The organism is Devosia sp. P3_B2, assembly GCF_056402875.1.
This window is the reverse complement of record NZ_JBFUGO010000003.1, coordinates 338700-353397: the sequence shown is the minus strand read 5'-3', so window position 1 is coordinate 353397 and position 14698 is coordinate 338700. Positions and strand designations below refer to the sequence as shown.

20 protein-coding genes, 1 tRNA gene and 1 pseudogene are annotated in these 14698 nt (G+C 64.1%); 11 read left to right on the top strand and 11 right to left on the bottom strand.

The features are described from left to right. Positions 1 to 437: 437 nt before the first annotated feature. From AC1DV8_RS07280 to AC1DV8_RS07265, 4 genes are all read left to right on the top strand, one after another. Positions 438 to 716, top strand: a complete 279-nt coding sequence (locus tag AC1DV8_RS07280; protein ID WP_477151398.1) for a GlsB/YeaQ/YmgE family stress response membrane protein — start codon at positions 438 to 440, stop codon at positions 714 to 716. A 208-nt stretch (positions 717 to 924) separates the two neighbouring features. After that, positions 925 to 1314 (top strand): hypothetical protein, encoded by a 390-nt coding sequence (locus AC1DV8_RS07275; RefSeq protein WP_477156989.1) that lies wholly within the window; start codon positions 925 to 927, stop codon positions 1312 to 1314. Between the two features lie 586 nt (positions 1315 to 1900). Then, a complete protein-coding gene (locus AC1DV8_RS07270; protein WP_477156988.1) occupies positions 1901 to 2533 on the top strand; it encodes an NHL repeat-containing protein in 633 nt (210 codons plus the stop codon). Continuing rightward, a complete protein-coding gene (locus tag AC1DV8_RS07265; RefSeq protein ID WP_477156987.1) occupies positions 2530 to 2814 on the top strand; it encodes a hypothetical protein in 285 nt (94 codons plus the stop codon). The genes AC1DV8_RS07270 and AC1DV8_RS07265 overlap by 4 nt, the downstream gene beginning before the upstream one ends. A gap of 228 nt (positions 2815 to 3042) precedes the next feature. Here AC1DV8_RS07265 and AC1DV8_RS07260 read toward each other — a convergent pair. Both AC1DV8_RS07260 and AC1DV8_RS07255 read right to left on the bottom strand, forming a co-directional pair. Next, positions 3043 to 3381: pseudogene (locus tag AC1DV8_RS07260) on the bottom strand (DUF6538 domain-containing protein); the annotation flags it as partial. A gap of 148 nt (positions 3382 to 3529) precedes the next feature. After that, positions 3530 to 3619 (bottom strand) — tRNA-Ser (locus AC1DV8_RS07255). Positions 3620 to 3867: 248 nt separating this feature from the next. On the opposite strand from AC1DV8_RS07255, the gene AC1DV8_RS07250 reads away from it, so the two are divergent. From AC1DV8_RS07250 to AC1DV8_RS07240, 3 genes are all read left to right on the top strand, one after another. Next, on the top strand, positions 3868 to 4191 hold the full coding sequence (locus AC1DV8_RS07250; RefSeq protein ID WP_477156986.1) for a hypothetical protein: 324 nt from the start codon (positions 3868 to 3870) through the stop codon (positions 4189 to 4191). A gap of 12 nt (positions 4192 to 4203) precedes the next feature. Then, positions 4204 to 4548 carry an MmcQ/YjbR family DNA-binding protein gene (locus AC1DV8_RS07245; RefSeq protein ID WP_477156985.1) on the top strand — a complete coding sequence of 115 codons (345 nt, stop codon included), beginning with the start codon at positions 4204 to 4206 and terminating at the stop codon, positions 4546 to 4548. Positions 4549 to 4613: 65 nt separating this feature from the next. Further along, positions 4614 to 4880 carry a hypothetical protein gene (locus AC1DV8_RS07240; protein WP_477151425.1) on the top strand — a complete coding sequence of 89 codons (267 nt, stop codon included), beginning with the start codon at positions 4614 to 4616 and terminating at the stop codon, positions 4878 to 4880. Between the two features lie 112 nt (positions 4881 to 4992). Here the strand turns inward: AC1DV8_RS07240 and AC1DV8_RS07235 are convergent, their stop codons facing one another. The 8 genes from AC1DV8_RS07235 to AC1DV8_RS07200 form a co-directional block, all read right to left on the bottom strand. Continuing rightward, positions 4993 to 5628, bottom strand: a complete 636-nt coding sequence (locus AC1DV8_RS07235; RefSeq protein WP_477151426.1) for a peroxiredoxin — start codon at positions 5626 to 5628, stop codon at positions 4993 to 4995. A 174-nt stretch (positions 5629 to 5802) separates the two neighbouring features. Beyond that, positions 5803 to 5994 carry a hypothetical protein gene (locus AC1DV8_RS07230; RefSeq protein ID WP_477151427.1) on the bottom strand — a complete coding sequence of 64 codons (192 nt, stop codon included), beginning with the start codon at positions 5992 to 5994 and terminating at the stop codon, positions 5803 to 5805. 107 nt (positions 5995 to 6101) lie between these two features. Further along, positions 6102 to 6653 (bottom strand): CreA family protein, encoded by a 552-nt coding sequence (locus AC1DV8_RS07225; RefSeq protein WP_477156984.1) that lies wholly within the window; start codon positions 6651 to 6653, stop codon positions 6102 to 6104. 65 nt (positions 6654 to 6718) lie between these two features. Beyond that, positions 6719 to 7531, bottom strand: a complete 813-nt coding sequence (locus AC1DV8_RS07220) for an amino acid ABC transporter permease (RefSeq protein ID WP_477156983.1) — start codon at positions 7529 to 7531, stop codon at positions 6719 to 6721. A gap of 41 nt (positions 7532 to 7572) precedes the next feature. Next, positions 7573 to 8370: a substrate-binding periplasmic protein gene (locus AC1DV8_RS07215; RefSeq protein WP_477151430.1), complete on the bottom strand. Its 798-nt coding sequence runs from the start codon at positions 8368 to 8370 to the stop codon at positions 7573 to 7575. Positions 8371 to 8501: 131 nt separating this feature from the next. Further along, on the bottom strand, positions 8502 to 8813 hold the full coding sequence (locus AC1DV8_RS07210) for an Rdx family protein (RefSeq protein WP_477151431.1): 312 nt from the start codon (positions 8811 to 8813) through the stop codon (positions 8502 to 8504). Then, positions 8810 to 9250: a Crp/Fnr family transcriptional regulator gene (locus tag AC1DV8_RS07205; RefSeq protein WP_477151432.1), complete on the bottom strand. Its 441-nt coding sequence runs from the start codon at positions 9248 to 9250 to the stop codon at positions 8810 to 8812. The genes AC1DV8_RS07210 and AC1DV8_RS07205 overlap by 4 nt, the downstream gene beginning before the upstream one ends. Positions 9251 to 9264: 14 nt before the next feature. Further along, the gene (locus AC1DV8_RS07200) at positions 9265 to 9690 is read right to left on the bottom strand and encodes a cyclic nucleotide-binding domain-containing protein (RefSeq protein WP_477151433.1); all 426 of its coding nucleotides are present in this window, start codon (positions 9688 to 9690) and stop codon (positions 9265 to 9267) included. Positions 9691 to 9876: 186 nt separating this feature from the next. Here AC1DV8_RS07200 and queF point away from each other — a divergent pair, with 186 nt between their 5' ends. Further along, complete coding sequence (queF, locus tag AC1DV8_RS07195) at positions 9877 to 10323, top strand: preQ(1) synthase (protein ID WP_477156982.1); 447 nt, start codon at positions 9877 to 9879, stop codon at positions 10321 to 10323. Between the two features lie 66 nt (positions 10324 to 10389). Then, on the top strand, positions 10390 to 11376 hold the full coding sequence (locus AC1DV8_RS07190) for an acetyltransferase domain-containing protein (protein WP_477151435.1): 987 nt from the start codon (positions 10390 to 10392) through the stop codon (positions 11374 to 11376). Here AC1DV8_RS07190 and gnd read toward each other — a convergent pair. Next, complete coding sequence (gene gnd, locus AC1DV8_RS07185; protein ID WP_477151436.1) at positions 11373 to 12350, bottom strand: phosphogluconate dehydrogenase (NAD(+)-dependent, decarboxylating); 978 nt, start codon at positions 12348 to 12350, stop codon at positions 11373 to 11375. The two genes, AC1DV8_RS07190 and gnd, sit on opposite strands and share 4 nt — an antisense overlap. A gap of 87 nt (positions 12351 to 12437) precedes the next feature. On the opposite strand from gnd, the gene AC1DV8_RS07180 reads away from it, so the two are divergent. Beyond that, positions 12438 to 13310, top strand: a complete 873-nt coding sequence (locus AC1DV8_RS07180) for an NAD-dependent epimerase/dehydratase family protein (protein ID WP_477151437.1) — start codon at positions 12438 to 12440, stop codon at positions 13308 to 13310. Between the two features lie 84 nt (positions 13311 to 13394). After that, positions 13395 to 14693 carry a PQQ-dependent sugar dehydrogenase gene (locus tag AC1DV8_RS07175; protein WP_477151438.1) on the top strand — a complete coding sequence of 433 codons (1299 nt, stop codon included), beginning with the start codon at positions 13395 to 13397 and terminating at the stop codon, positions 14691 to 14693. The last annotated feature ends 5 nt before the right edge of the window (positions 14694 to 14698 follow it).

The window sequence follows — 14698 nt, the reverse complement described above, 5'->3', positions numbered from 1 at the left end:
ATCAGGGCAAGAAAAGTGGCAATGAACCCTCGCCAGTCTGCGAGGAAGTCTGCGAGGCGGTAGATCAGTCGGCTGATGCGGCTAGATGTGGTTGTGGGCTTCATGGCGGCATCCACAACGTCCCTGACGCGATTTAGATGCTCCCGCGGGAGCGTAATGATCGAACCAGCGTCGCTAAACCGGGTGCACGCAGGCAGCAATTGCTTGCAGCGCTTCGGGCGAGCCGTCAGCGGCCCCCTCAGAGCTTAGTTTGGTACCGAGGCAATCAGTACAGGTGAATTAGCAGCGACCGGAACGAAAGCATTCGCCCGATCGTTGCTGAGCGTGACCGTTCTGGTCAGCAGACCCCACGCCCTCGGGGATACTGTCGCCGCTCCGCCACCTGCGGGGCGGCTTTTACTTCCCTGTGGGGCGCAATGGTTTGGAGAACACAGCAAATGAGCACTGAAAGCCTATTGGTCATCCTCCTCGTGGGTCTGATAGCGGGATGGCTGGCCGGCCTGATTGTCAGGGGCTCGGGTCTCGGCCTAATGGGGAACATGGCGGTCGGCGTTGTTGGGGCACTGATCGGCAGCTGGTTACTCCCGCAACTCGGCATCGCTTTGGGAACTGGGATGGTGGCGGCAGTCGTGAGTGCCACGATTGGTGCGGTGATCCTTCTCGTCATTATCGGCCTAGTGCAGCGCGGAAGCGGCGGACGGTTTTGGCGACGCTAAGGGGAGCCCATCGCATGCGGCCTGCCGAGATGGCGGGGCCGCACTCGGCACGTCGCTTGCCTGGAACAACACCATGGGCGGACCGAACTCGCCCTCCTTGAGGTTGGCGTCACGCGACCAAGCAATGACGCCAGGGTGGCGTGTCAGATATATTCCAAATATCGGAATCCAGATGTAAAGAGTTAGCGTTCGACAAGGGGAGGTTGAGATGAACTTGCAAAACAGTATCGACGATCCCTCGACTTGGGATCCAGCTCTCGATGCGGTAGTCGCCGCACCGAAGCACCACAAAGTATTGTTCGAGAACGAGAATATCCGCGTCATTGAGGTAACGCTCGAGCCAAATGATGAAGAGCCGGTGCATCATCATCGTTGGCCTTCGATCTTTGTTTTCGACGCCATTAAGCCACCGGTAGTCGACGTGGCGCCCGATGGAACTGAACTGCCACCTAATCGCGATGTCATCCAGGCTGCCAACGCTTGGAATGGCAAGGGCTGCCTCGTCGTACACATGGCGCCGCAACCCGCCGGGCGCGTGTTCAATGGATCCGACCAGACTCTTCACGGCATTCGCGTTGAAATGAAGAAAGACGCTTAGCGGGCTCTTTCACACCCACCTCAGGCGGGGGCGGATCCTTGGAAGTCACGATTACCGTTCACGAGATAACTTTAGAACGCCGCATTGACCCGGGTATCGGCGCGAATGTCTTAAGTCTGTAGATCATCGCCAGCAACGGTCGCGCCTGCTCGTCGGCATCGATGGTCCGCGCTCTGGGACCGGATCCGACGCCGGCGCTTCGAGAACCAGTGCAGCACTCTAGACGGCTCCCCTGCTGACGACAGCTTTGGGCCAGCAGCGGACGTTGGCAGAGTCCTTCGTTTGTGTCAGGCCCGCGTGGCGTGTGATCGGCGCCTGCCGCCGATCCAAAATAGCAAGCCCGTTGTTGCCTGCTGGCTGGGCGCGCTATTATTGAGTCGCGTCCGGGCGGCACGCTTAATCGGCCGTTTCCCTCGATCGCAGCGCGTCGGTGCTTCTTTGCAATGGCGCGGTCAGTGATCTCGGACAACGCCCCATCGGTTCCACGCTCGCTCGGGCTCAAGCATCTTCCCTGTCCAAACCGACACGGAGGAGAGGCCTGACACGACTTGCCACCGCAGGCTACGCAATCACGTGGGGACTGCTCTTGACCATGGCAGGCTTGGCAGAGGCGTTGGCCACTGAGGACTTGCCCATTGAGACTCTCGTCCGCGAGACAGAAATCCCCCTACACGCAGGCGAGGCAGCTAGCCTGGAGTTTGCCTTTGATGCGCTGTGGGCATGTCGAGGTGGGAGCGAGCTAATACGGGTTGATCCTGAAACTAACGAAGTAGACGAGATCGTTCTGCCCGATGCCAGCTTTCGACAGCGAGGGGTCGCTTCCGGTGAGGGCGCCATATGGGTAGCGGACGCCGGAAAAAGTGTCGTCTTCAAGATCGATCCTGAAACGAACACGGTTATCGATGAGTTCGCGGTGCCGATGTTGTCGGTGCAAGGCCAGTTCGATGTCGGCTTTGGATCGGTCTGGGTCGTTACCTCCGAGAACTTCGAGAAGATGCTTACCCGTCTCGATGCCTCGAACGGGGCCATCGAAGCAAAGATCGCACTTCCATTCGGCGGTGGCGGCGTGATCGTTGGCTATGGTTCGGTTTGGGTTACCGCCATGAGCGGGAACGAACTCTACGCATCGACCCGACGACCAATGACATCGTCGCGACGATCGAACTTGGGCAATCACCCAAGTTCATGGCAGTGGGGAGCGGCTCCGTATGGGTCGTGAACGCGGCCGACGGCACCGTACAGCGGATCGACGGGTCAACCGGTGCTGTTCTGGCGACCATCGCAACGACATCACCCAGCTACACCGGCATGATCGCATACGGCGACAACGCCGTCTGGCTATCGATCACTGGCATCGCGCCGTTACTACAGATCGATCCCGCTTCCAACGCGGTAGCGCGGCGCTATCTGGGCAAGGGTGGGCTTGGCTACGTCGCCCATGGGGATGGATCGGTTTGGATCTGGGACACCTCTATTCGCCGATACGAAGTCCCTCGGTAACCCGGCGATCGGTCAATCTCGTTGCGAGGGCTGCGGTTCACGTTCGAAATGGCGGCCATCTAATCGGACATGCTGGCGCCGTCCCCGTGCGGCCTTCCCGTGCGGCTTTGAGGCTATCGTTGGAAATGATGGCGGGAACGGCGACGTTGCGGATCCCCTTGCCCGACCGCTGAATCAGCTCATCGGTCCTCTCGTCCAGTAGCCTCAGCATCATCTGCTTCTGCGGCGTCATCTCCGGGGCGCCAGCAAGAACTCGCTGAGGGTCATTCCGGCTGCGAAGGGCGGTGGAGAGGCAAACAGCTCCTCGTAGAGCATCGGATCCCACAGGGTCTGCTGCGACGGATTGTCGGCATATTGGCCCCTGAGCCATTCGTACGCTGGCCGAGCTATATCCATTGCCTCGCGCTCGGAGATGCTTCGCTCAGGTTGCGCAAGGTTGGCCCAACGCGTCTCGACCTCGAGCAGCGCGGCCGCATGAAGGCGCTTCGCCTCCTCCGGCTCTCTGGTCTTGAGGCTGAAGCGTTCCTCGCGCTTGCCGACAACGGCACGCAGCGCGTCCGGCACGCGTTTCCGAAACCACTAGATGCCGGTGTCCGGATGCTTCCAGGGGCGCGCCATCGTGAGGACCATATGTACCACCCGTGTGTACCAATCGGGCGGCGCTAACTCATTGATTACAGCTAAGGTTCTGATCGTCCAGCGATTTGTGTGCCGCTGGCGGAGAGAAAGGGATTCGAACCCTTGAGACGGTTCCCCGCCTACACACTTTCCAGGCGTGCGCCTTCGACCACTCGGCCATCTCTCCGCATGCAGCGGGCCGGGCGGGCCCGGGTCTGCGTGTCCGGGGCCTGAGCCTGCCGGAGCGGGCGCAATATACTCATCGACGTCGTGTCCGCAAGGCACATAACGTCGTCGGCGGCGCACTGCGATCGATTGCTGCGTGATGGCCGGCAGAGTTGTCTTGTCTGCGGCGCGGGCGGCGTGGCAAAAGGAGCGAAGCAGCCGGCGGGGCAATCGGGAACCGCTTGGCGCATGCGGACGCGACGAACCTCGATGCGGCTCTTTATCAGGCTTTTGGGCACCTGGCTCCTTGGTGTGGCGTTGATCCTCTTGATCATCGACGGCACGCGTTCGCTCGGCGCCAGCCAGTTGGTGTTCACCTCGCTCAGCGAGAACTGGACCTGGCTCAACGCCGACAGCCTTGCGACCGTGCGGGAGTTTCTTGCCGGCCGGTTTTTCGGCATGGTGCTCGAGCCGGTGTCCGAAGCGATCCTTGCGTTCCCGGGTTGGGCCGTGCTCGCCGTTCCGGGAGCGCTGTTGGCCTGGGCCGGGAGGTCGCGGAAGACGCGACTGTTTGTCCGGCACGACCAGATCTGAGGGCCGGCGACTTTGAAACTGCATGAGCGCGACGGGTACACCGCTTTCGTTACGGGGCTGCCCGCCGTGACGCTGCACGAGCAGTGGGAGGCGCTGGTCGCCAAGGTCGGCGGCAAGGTGTTCTGCCTGCTAGGCGACAGCTCGGGCGATTTGGTGTTCAAGGTCGGCGAGATCGCCTTCGACGGCCTGACCGACCTCGACGGCATCGCGCAGGCGGCCTATTTCGCTAAGCGCCAGTGGGTGCGGGTGACGCCCGGCGCACTCGAGCAGGAGCTGGCCGAGGGCTATATCCGTGAGTCGCACCGGCTGATCGCCAGCAAGCTGACGCGCAAGCTCAGGGCAGAGCTGGGAATTTGAGCGGACGTTGACGAAGTCGTTCAGGACTTCTTAACTGTCGACCATTGGGCCATGAGGGGGCGAGAATGGTTGCAGGATTGCTTTATGTCGTTGGACTGATTGCGGTGCTGGCTACGATCATCGTGGCGGGCTTCGGAGCGCCGGGCCTGATCCAGATGATCAACACCGCGCTCGATGCGCCCGGCTCCGACCTGCTCGGGACGCTTGTGGATGCTGCCCGGCTGCTGGAATGGGCGGTGCTGCCATTCGTCGGCGGACTGGCGCTGATGGGGCTGGGCCGCATCGTCATGCTGCTCGGCGCGATCAACCGGGCGCTGCGCGGCAACGCCTGATGCAAAGCGGGCGGCCCGACTGGAGCGTGATCAGGAAAAGTTGCAGACTTTTCCGGTTCGATCACGCGACCAGATCAAGGACCGCCCGCTCGAATGCCGTGATGACGCGAGGTCAGGCGCGCGGCTGCGGGACGATGCGCAGGTAGGGCTTCAGCGTCTTCCAGCCTTCCGGGTACTTTTCGCGCGCTGCCTCGTCGGTGACGGCGGTGACGATGATCACGTCCTCACCTGCCTTCCAGTTCACCGGGGTCGCGACCTGGTGCTTGGCGGTCAGCTGCAGGCTGTCGATGACGCGGAGAATCTCGTCGAAGTTGCGGCCGGTGGAGGCCGGGTACTCGATCTTGAGCTTCACCTTCTTGTCCGGCCCGATGACGAAGACGGAACGCACCGTCAGGGAATTGTCGGCATTGGGGTGGATCATGTCGTACTTGCGGGCGACCTCACCCTCGACATCCGAGATCAGCGGGAAGTTCAGCGTTGCGCCCTGCGTCTCGGCGATATCGGCGGCCCAGCCGGCGTGGTTCTCGAGCTTGTCGACCGACAGACCCAGCACCTTGACGCCGCGCTTGTCGAATTCGGGCTTCAGCTTGGCGGTGTAGCCGAGCTCGGTGGTGCAGACGGGCGTGAAATTCTTGGGGTGCGAAAACAGCACGGCCCAGCTGCCGTCGATGTAGTCGTGGAAGCGGATGCGACCTTCGGTGGTCTCCGCCTCGAAATCGGGGGCGGTATCGCCGATGAGAATTGCCATGATGAACTCCTTGGTGCGGATCGTCGCCGCTTCTGGCGCAGGCGCGTCGACGAATATCCGACGCAGCCCAGTCGATTACGACTGCGCCGCATGAAATCCTTTTGTGTTTTGGCGTCAAGGCTGGGTAACCGCTTCCGCAGCAGCGGGGCCAGCAGCAAAATCAGCGTGATAGGGCTAGATGAGCCCGCTGGCCAGGCTGCGCTCGAGCACCACGGCGAGCGCCATCGGCGGCGTCACGGCGAGGGCGAGCGCCAGGGGCTGGCTCACCCGCGCGACCCGGGCAATGAGGAAGATCACGACGATCAGCAGCAGCGCGACGCCGATGATCGCTGCACCTTGCTGTAGCGGCGGCAGCCAGCTGAACATGATCGTGCCTCCCACGCCCCATTGCGGGCATCCAGGCGAGACTGCGCGTCGAGGCATTGCCTCGGCGTTGCCCGGATCGGTCGGGTTTGATTAGGGTTTGAACGACCTCAGACGCCGCCTGCCGCGGTGCCGGCGGACGCCGCCGGGGCGGTCGCGGCGCCTTTCGGAGCCCCGTTGGTCCACGTGACGTCGAGCCCGGTGAGCGGCACCACCGACAGCGACATCTTGCCCGAGCCCTGCTGCAACTCGCGCGCGTGGGCGAGGTAGATCAGCGAGTTGTTCTCGGCATCGTAGATGCGCGACACGCGCAGGCTCTTCCAGATCAGCGAACGGGACTGCTGGAAGATTTCCTCGCCGCCCTTGTTGGTGTTGATCTTGCCCACCGTGATCGGCCCAGCCGCGGTGCAGTCGACCGCCGAGTAGGACGGATCCTCGAACCAGTTGCCCTGCTGCAGCCGGTCGATCAGCGAGCGGTTGAAGTACGCGACGTGGCAGACGACACCCTTCACCTCGGGATCAGCCACCGCCTCGACGCTGATATCGTTGCCGGTCCAGTCGACCCCAACGCTGCCGACATTGGTGCCGTTGTTGTTGCCGCACGCTGCGAGCGCGCCGGTGAGGACGAGGGCGAGGCCGAGGGAGGCAAGGCGCTTGATCATGCTGCAGGTCCAGGGGTTCGAGTTGCGGACGGGCGTGATGTGGGAACCCTAGCAGCCCCGCGCAACTACTGGCGCTCCGATTGTTTCAACCGCTTCTCGAGCAGCCGCACCAGCAATGACAGCGAGATGGTCATGGTGAGGTAGAGGAACGCCACGACGTTGTAGGTCTCGAAGAACTTGAAGCTGCCTGATGAGTAGACCTTGCCCAGCTGGGTGATGTCCTGCACGCCGAGCGCCGAGACGAGGGCAGAGTCCTTGATCATCGAGATGAAGTCGTTGCCGAGCGGTGGCAGGATGGTGCGCAGCGCCTGCGGGGCGACGATGTGGCGGAAGGTGTTCCAGCGGGAGAGGCCGAGTGCCTTGGCCGCCTCGATTTGCCCACGGTCCACCGCTTCGATGCCGGCGCGGAAGATTTCGGCGATGAAGGCCGAGTAGCACACCGTGAGCGCCACGATGGCGCGCCAGGTGAAATCGAAATTGCGGACGGTCAGCGGCTCGATCAGCTCGGCCTGCAGCAGCGGCGTCAGCACCCAGTTCGCGGCGACGACCATCGCCGGGGCGCCGACGAACGCAACATAGAACAGCGCCACGAGGATCGGCACGCCGCGGATGATCTCGACGTAGAAGGTGGCGATCTGGCTGAGCCACGGATTGCCGGACGTTCGTGCGAGCGCCACCAGCAGCCCGAGGATGCCGGCGAGGCCGAAGGCGACGAAGGTCACCCACAGCGTCGTCACCACGCCTTTGGTCAGCACCGAGAAGATCTCGGCATAGCCCTCGTCGGCGATGATGGCCCAGAGGATAGTCAGCCCGAGCAGCGCGATGGCCAGCAGCCACCACGGGAACTCAGCAATGCGTTTGTCGGGGGATGCCGGCATGGAAAGGGGACGCGCCTGTGAATGCGCGTCCCGATGATCGCTTACGAGTTCTGCTGGCCGTACTCGAAGAACCACTTCTTGATCAGGGTATCGAGCGTGCCGTCGGCCTGCATTTGGTCGAGGGCTGCGTTGAACGGCGCCACCAGGTCGGAACCCGGCGTCAGGATGAAGCCGAGCGGCTCGGACTTGATCGGTTCGCCGACCTGCTTGAAGGCACCCGGATCGGCGCCGATGTAGCCGGCGGCGGCTGACTGGTCGGCGATGACGGCATCGACGTCACCGGATTTCAGCGCCTGCACCGAAGCGCCGAAGGTGTCGAACAGCTTCACCCGCGGGTTGGCCTCGTCGCCATCGAGCACATCGTAGATCGCGGTGTAGAACGCCGAGGTGCCGGCCTGTGCGCCGAACAGCAGGCTGGTGTCGTCCTTGAAGCTCTGGATGCCGGTGATGCGGGCTTCGTCGCCGCGCACGAGGAAGTACTGCTCGACCGTGATGAAGGGCTTGGTAAAGTCGATCTGCTCCTCGCGCTCGGCATTGATGGTGATGCCGTCGGCGCCGATGTCGAACTGCGCGGTCCGCACTGCCTCGATCATCACGTCCCAGGCCGAGAGGTTCCACTCGACCTTGGCATTGAGGCGCTTCGCCACCTCGTTGATCACGTCATATTCGAGCCCGATGCCGGCGCCCGACTTGTCGGCGAAGTTCAGCGGGTAATAGGCGTTCTCGGTCACCGCCTTGATGGTGCGGCCACCGAGATCGGGCAGGCCCTGGGCATGGACGGGCAGCGCGAGGCCGAGCGCCAGCAACGGCGCGGCAAGCAGGGTGATGAAGGATTTCATGAGGCGGCTTTCTCCCACAATGGCTGTGGCCGGCCAATATTACCCCTGCCGGCATTGGCGGGACCATATCCGGCAGGCTCTTGCGGCCTCAACTGAATTTTCTGAAACAGGGTGCTGAAGGACGCCGGATATCAGGAATGCCCGTGCTTGGCGGCGGGGCCATGCGGATGATCGATGTGGCCGAGGTCTCGGCCCGGATCGATCCGGTCGCGCACCAACTGCTTGATCTGCTTGGCATCGGGGAAGCCGCCGTCGCGCTTGCGCTCCCAGATCAGCACACCGTCGAGATGGATCTCGAAGATGCCGCCGGTGCCGGGCACCAGCGTCACCTCGCCCATCTCGAGGCTGAAGGTCGAGAGCACTTCCTGCGCCATCCAGGCGGCGCGCAACAGCCAGTTGCATTGCGTGCAGTAGGTGATGGCGAGCTTCGGCTTGTCGGTCATATCTGCGGATCCGCCCAGGAGGAGAAGACGTTGGTGGGGAGCACGAGGACGTCATTCTCCTCGCCCTCGCGGCTGCGCAACGCCACCAGTTGAGCGGTGGTGGCGTTGACGCGCTGCGCCAGCAGCCGCGCGATCTGCAGCAGCCACGACGGGTGCGCCTCGAGCACGGTGAGCGCATCATTGATGACATAGAGCTGCACGTCGGTGACGGCGCGCACCGTCGCCGAATGCGGCCGCTCCAGCAGCACGCTCATTTCGCCGAAGATGGCGCCGGGCTGTTTGATGGTGGAGACGAACTTGCCGTCGCGCAGCACTTCGACCTCGCCTTCCTTCAGCACCATGATGCTGCCGCCGGCCTGCCCGCCCTGCACAATGAGTTCAGTGCCAGCGGGAAAGAAATCGAACTTCAGCCAGCTTTCCGTCTCTTGACCCGCCACCAATCCAACTCCTGCTATTCGAGTAGAGCGAAGATCTTGTCGAACATGTCCTGGTCCTCGCGGACCTTGGCTTGCTTGCGCATATCGACCAGCAACGCCGTGGTCTTGTGCAGCCGCGCCGCCAGGAGCTTCGCGATGTGCCGCGCCGCCGCGGGGTGAGCGTCGAGGAATGCGTCGGCGTCGTCAGCGACGTGCACCTCCGCGCCGTTGCGCGTCCTGACGGTTGCCGAATGCGGCAAATCGAGCAGCGCCGACATGTCGCCGATCACCGAGCCGGGATCGCCGATCGCGGCGACGGTACTGCCGTTACGCAGCACCTCGAGATCGCCGGACTTCAGGATGTAGAGCTTGCCGGTGCGTGCTCCCTCGCTGACCAATACCGCCCGTGGTCCCAACACACTGACTGGCAGCGTCGCCGCTGCCACGAGAATCTGCTCCATCAACTCAACCTGCCCGTACACATGCGGGAATGGTAGCCGAGCTTTGCGACGATGCGAAGCGCACGATTTCGCTGGCCGCACCGGCGGGGCGCGCGTATGGGAGGCGCCGCGCCGGTTCCTTACCGGCTGCAGCCCGAAACCTCCCGTCCCCGGTCACCTGCCGGGCGCGACATTGGAGAGACGCAAATGGATACTTCCGTTCTCGGCCGCCCGGCCGAGATTCCTCTCGATCCGGCCAGTGCCGTGCTCGATCGGGTGCCCAACCCGCACCCGGATATCGACTACCTGATCCGCTTCACCGTGCCGGAGTTCACCGCGCTCTGCCCGATCACCGGGCAGCCGGATTTCGCGCATCTGGTCATCGACTACGTCGCCGACCAGTGGATGATCGAGTCGAAATCGCTGAAGCTGTTCATGTTCTCGTACCGCAACCACGGCGCTTTCCACGAAGCAACGACGGTCGACATAGCGAAGCGCCTGGTCGACGCGCTTGCGCCGCGGTGGCTGCGGATCGGCGGCTACTGGTATCCGCGCGGCGGCATTCCCATCGATGTGTTCTGGCAGACCGGCGCGGCACCGGCCAACCTGTGGTTGCCTGAGCAGGGCGTACCCGGCTATCGCGGTCGCGGCTAGTTCGACGCTTGAGCGGCGGCGCCGTTCCACTATGGTCGCGGAAATCGAAACCGGGGGACGAAGCGGGTGAGTCTTGACCTGAGCAGCGGGACGCGTCCCCGCTACCAGCTGCTCGATCTGCTGCGCGGCGTGGCGATCATCGCCATGGTCGTCTTCCACGTCGCCTGGGACCTCTACTATTTCGGCTACTCGAATGTGGACGTCACCACCGAACTCGGCTGGGTGATCTTCCAGAAGTCGATCGTCTCGAGCTTCCTGCTGTTGGTCGGGGCGGGCCTGGTGCTGGCGCATGGCAAGGCCATCCGCTGGAACAAGTTCTGGCGGCGCTTCGGCATCCTCGTTGCCTGTGCGCTGCTGGTCACGGCGGGCACCTACTGGATGTTCCCCGACTTCTTCGTGTTCTTCGGGGTGCTGCACGCGATCGCGCTTTTCTCGTTGATGGGGCTCGCGTTCCTCCGGCTGCCGCCGTGGCTTGTCGCGGCGATTGGCGTCGCGGTGATCGCCGCCAATTTCCTCTACAACGACCCGGTGTTTTCGAGCCGCGAGCTCGGCTGGATCGGGTTCTGGCCAACCTCGCCGCCGACCAGCGACGTGGTGCCGATCTTCCCGTGGTTCGGCGTCGTGCTGCTCGGTATGGCCGCCATGCGGCTGATCCTCGCCTCGCCGCTTGCCGAGGATCTGGGGCATTTCCACAGCAGCGAGCCTCTGGCCCGCGGGCTCGCCTTCATGGGGCGCTGGAGCCTGCCGATCTACGTGCTGCACCAGCCGCTGATCATCGCGGTATTCTTCGGGCTGGCGCAGTTGCAAGCGCCGGTGCTCTCGCCGCCGGTGCTCACAGAGGCGCAGGCGTTCGTGCAGAGCTGCACGCAGAGCTGCCTCGCCGCCGGTTCGGACGCGGCGCGCTGCGAGCGCTATTGCGCTTGCGCTGTCGAGCAGGTGGAAAAGGACAACCTGTGGGAAGCAGTTGCCGCGCCCAAGCCCAACGACGAACAGCTGGCGCAGTTCGCCGGCGTCACCAACCTCTGCACCGCGATGGCGGACAAAGCGCCCTAGTTCTGTTCCTTGTGGCCGCCGAAGCCGAGCCGCATCGCAGACAGCATCTTCTCGGCGAAGTTATGCTCCTGGCGCGAGCGGAAGCGGGTGAACAACGCGGCGGTCAGCACCTCGGCCGGTACGGCTTCCTCGATCGCTGCCTCGACCGTCCAACGGCCTTCGCCGGAATCCGCCACGTGGCCGGAGAAAGCCTCGAGCTTGGGGTCCTTCGCCAGCGCGATCGCCGATAGATCCAGCAGCCATGAGGTCACCACCGAACCGCGCCGCCAGACTTCGGCGATATCGGCGACGTTGAGCTCGAAGCGCTCGCCCGGCGGCAGCACCTCGGCATTCTTGCTTTCGAGGATGTTGAAGCCCTCGGCATAGGCCTGCATCATGCCGTACTCGATGCCGTTGTGGACCATCTTGACGAAGTGTCCGGCGCCGGCCGGCCCGGCATGGATGTAGCCCTGCTCGACACGGGGGTCGAAGCCACTACGGCCCGGCGTCTCCTCGATCTCGCCCTTGCCAGGCGCCAGCGCTGCAAAGATCGGATCGAGGTGGTCGACTGCCGCCTTCTCGCCGCCGATCATCAGGCAATAGCCGCGCTCCAGCCCCCACACGCCGCCCGAGGTGCCGACATCGACATAGCGAATGCCGGTCTTCTGCAGCTCGGCGGCGCGGCGGATGTCGTCCTTGTAGTAGGAGTTCCCGCCATCGATCAGGATGTCGCCCGGCGCGAGGCAGGAGGCGAGGTGGGCGATGGTACCCTCGGTGATCTTGCCGGCCGGCAGCATCACCCAGATGGCACGCGGGCTCTCGGTCAGCGAGGCGACCAGGGCCTCGAGCGTCTCGGCCGGACGTGCGCCGTCATTGCCGAGTGCAGCCCGCGTGGCCGCGTCGATATCGTAAACCGCGACGTCGTGCCCGGCGCGCATCAGCCGTTTGGCGATATTGCCGCCCATGCGGCCCAACCCGACAATACCGATCTGCATGATGCTCTCCACTGTAACGACCGACGCGGGGGGTGTTATACGCGACATCGAGAGAACGGGGGCAGCCCCGTCCGAGGAGGAACGACTATGCGGGTAGTGATTACCGGGGGCGCGGGAAACCTGGGCAGTAAGCTCAGGGAGCACCTGGAAACAGCGGACTGGGTGGAGGAAATCGTCGCCATCGACGTGAAGCCCTTCACTGCGGGCAAGAAGACCAGGGTGGTGGTCGCCGACCTTGCCGACCCGTACGACGAACGCTGGCGCAAGGAGGCGCAGGCCGCCGACGGCATCGTCCACTACGCCTCGGCCAACCCGGCGCCCACCTCGAGCTGGGCCGAGTCGGCCGCCTCGTTCGACATGACGGCGAACCTGCTCGAGCAGGCCGGCGGTGGCACCAAGCCCTGCCGCTTCGTCTTCGCGTCCTCCAACCACGCCATGGGCGGCTACAAGGACGCGCCGCTACCGGCCGACGGCAAGCTCAGGATGTCGACACCGCAGATCAGCGGCACGCGCTACCACGATAGCGAAGGCTACAAATGGGGCTCCGCCTACGGTGCCACCAAGGTGCTGGGCGAGCGCGTCTGCGTTGCCCGCGCCGCGGCGACCGAGGGCCGCATCACCGCGGTTTCGACCCGCATCGGCTGGTGCCAGCGCGGCGAGAACCTCGCGCGGACCCTGGCTGGCAGCGGCGGTGGCGATCGCGGCGAAACCGATGAAGTGATGATCAAGCGCAACGCGCTGTGGTACCGCAACATGTGGCTTTCCAACGGCGATCACCTCCGACTGATGGACGCGGCCCTCAGGGCCGATGCGAGCAAGTGGCCGGGTCCGGCAATCGTGGTTTCCGGCATGTCGAACAATACCGGCATGGCCTGGGAACTCGAGGAAGCCCGGGAGTGGATAGGCTACGAGCCGCAGGATGATGTGTGGGCCGACCTCAAGGCAGCCGGCATCGAGTAACGCCGAGTTGCGCCAAGTGACGCAGACAAGTATGCGGCAGCAATGGGCGGCGCGCTCAACGCGCCGTGATATGCAGAGGACAGCATGAGTTTCGCCGATATCTACGCCCGCGTGGTTGCCTGGATCGGAGCCGGCGCGATTCTGGCGCGCAGCTTCAACGAGCCCAAGCGCAATCCAATCTACGGCAACGCCCCGGACATCCCCGAGGCGCGGCCGCAGTCCATCCCGACGCTGAAGATGCCGACGGCCCGCGGCTGGGCCGGCGACCACAAGCCGACCGCCGCAGCCGGGCTTAAGGTCAATGCCTTCGCCAAGGGCCTGAAGCACCCGCGCTGGATGCACGTGCTGCCCAATGGCGATGTGCTGGTGGCCGAGGCGCTGAGCACCCCGGGGGGCATCAAGACCCCGTTCGACTACGCGATCTTCACCACCATGCGCCGCGCCGCGGCGGTGGGTGAGAGCCCCAATCGGATCACGCTGCTGCGTGACGCCGATGGTGATGGCGTCGCCGAAGTGCGGCACACCCTGCTCGAGGGTCTCAACCAGCCCTTCGGCATGCAACTGATCGGCGAGACGCTCTATGTCGGCAATACCGACGGCGTCTATGCCTACCCGTTCAAGGTCGGCGACACCCGGATCACCGCCGCGGGCAAGAAGCTGATGGACACCAAGCCGGGCGGCCACTGGACCCGCAGCCTGCTCCCCAGCGCCGATCAGACCAAGCTCTATGTCGGTGTCGGATCGCAGAGCAATATCGGCGAAGCCGGCATGGCGGTCGAGGAAGGCCGCGCCTGCATCTACGAGCTCGACCTCACGACGGGCAAGAGCCGCATCTTCGCCGGCGGCCTTCGCAACCCGGTTGGCCTCGCGTTCGAGCCAACTACGGGCGAACTCTTCACCGTGGTCAACGAGCGCGACGGTATCGGCGATGAGACGCCGCCCGACTACCTGACCTCGGTCAAGGATGGTGGCTTCTATGGCTGGCCGTACTCGTACTGGGGCAAGATCGTTGACGATCGCGTGCCGCAGGATCCGGCCAAGGTCGCCTCCGCCATCGCCCCCGACTTCGCACTCGGTGGCCACACCGCCTCGCTCGGGCTCTGCTGGCTGCCCGAGGGGACGCTCCCCGGCTTCGGTAACGGCATGGCCATCGGCCAGCACGGCTCGTGGAACCGCTCGACGCTCTCGGGCTACAAGCTTGCCTTCGTACCCTTTGCCAACGGCAAGCCGACCGGCACGCCGCGCGAAATCCTCACCGGCTTCCTGTCGCCCGACGAGAAGGAGTCGTATGGCCGCCCGGTTGGCGTCGTCATCGGCCCGGACGGGGCAGTGCTGATGGCAGACGACGTGGGTGACGTGATCTGGCGCGTCAGCGCCGCTTGATCTAT

Coding starts and splice junctions, on each gene's coding strand:
- AC1DV8_RS07280 (WP_477151398.1), top strand. CDS start 438: ATGAGCACTGAAAGCCTATTGGTCATCCTCCTCGTGGGTCTGATAGCG.
- AC1DV8_RS07200 (WP_477151433.1), bottom strand. CDS start 9,690: ATGGAGCAGATTCTCGTGGCAGCGGCGACGCTGCCAGTCAGTGTGTTG.
- queF (WP_477156982.1), top strand. CDS start 9,877: ATGGATACTTCCGTTCTCGGCCGCCCGGCCGAGATTCCTCTCGATCCG.
- AC1DV8_RS07240 (WP_477151425.1), top strand. CDS start 4,614: ATGGTTGCAGGATTGCTTTATGTCGTTGGACTGATTGCGGTGCTGGCT.
- AC1DV8_RS07235 (WP_477151426.1), bottom strand. CDS start 5,628: ATGGCAATTCTCATCGGCGATACCGCCCCCGATTTCGAGGCGGAGACC.
- AC1DV8_RS07220 (WP_477156983.1), bottom strand. CDS start 7,531: ATGCCGGCATCCCCCGACAAACGCATTGCTGAGTTCCCGTGGTGGCTG.
- AC1DV8_RS07225 (WP_477156984.1), bottom strand. CDS start 6,653: ATGATCAAGCGCCTTGCCTCCCTCGGCCTCGCCCTCGTCCTCACCGGC.
- AC1DV8_RS07215 (WP_477151430.1), bottom strand. CDS start 8,370: ATGAAATCCTTCATCACCCTGCTTGCCGCGCCGTTGCTGGCGCTCGGC.
- AC1DV8_RS07210 (WP_477151431.1), bottom strand. CDS start 8,813: ATGACCGACAAGCCGAAGCTCGCCATCACCTACTGCACGCAATGCAAC.
- AC1DV8_RS07250 (WP_477156986.1), top strand. CDS start 3,868: ATGCGGCTCTTTATCAGGCTTTTGGGCACCTGGCTCCTTGGTGTGGCG.
- gnd (WP_477151436.1), bottom strand. CDS start 12,350: ATGCAGATCGGTATTGTCGGGTTGGGCCGCATGGGCGGCAATATCGCC.
- AC1DV8_RS07180 (WP_477151437.1), top strand. CDS start 12,438: ATGCGGGTAGTGATTACCGGGGGCGCGGGAAACCTGGGCAGTAAGCTC.
- AC1DV8_RS07230 (WP_477151427.1), bottom strand. CDS start 5,994: ATGTTCAGCTGGCTGCCGCCGCTACAGCAAGGTGCAGCGATCATCGGC.
- AC1DV8_RS07275 (WP_477156989.1), top strand. CDS start 925: ATGAACTTGCAAAACAGTATCGACGATCCCTCGACTTGGGATCCAGCT.
- AC1DV8_RS07175 (WP_477151438.1), top strand. CDS start 13,395: ATGAGTTTCGCCGATATCTACGCCCGCGTGGTTGCCTGGATCGGAGCC.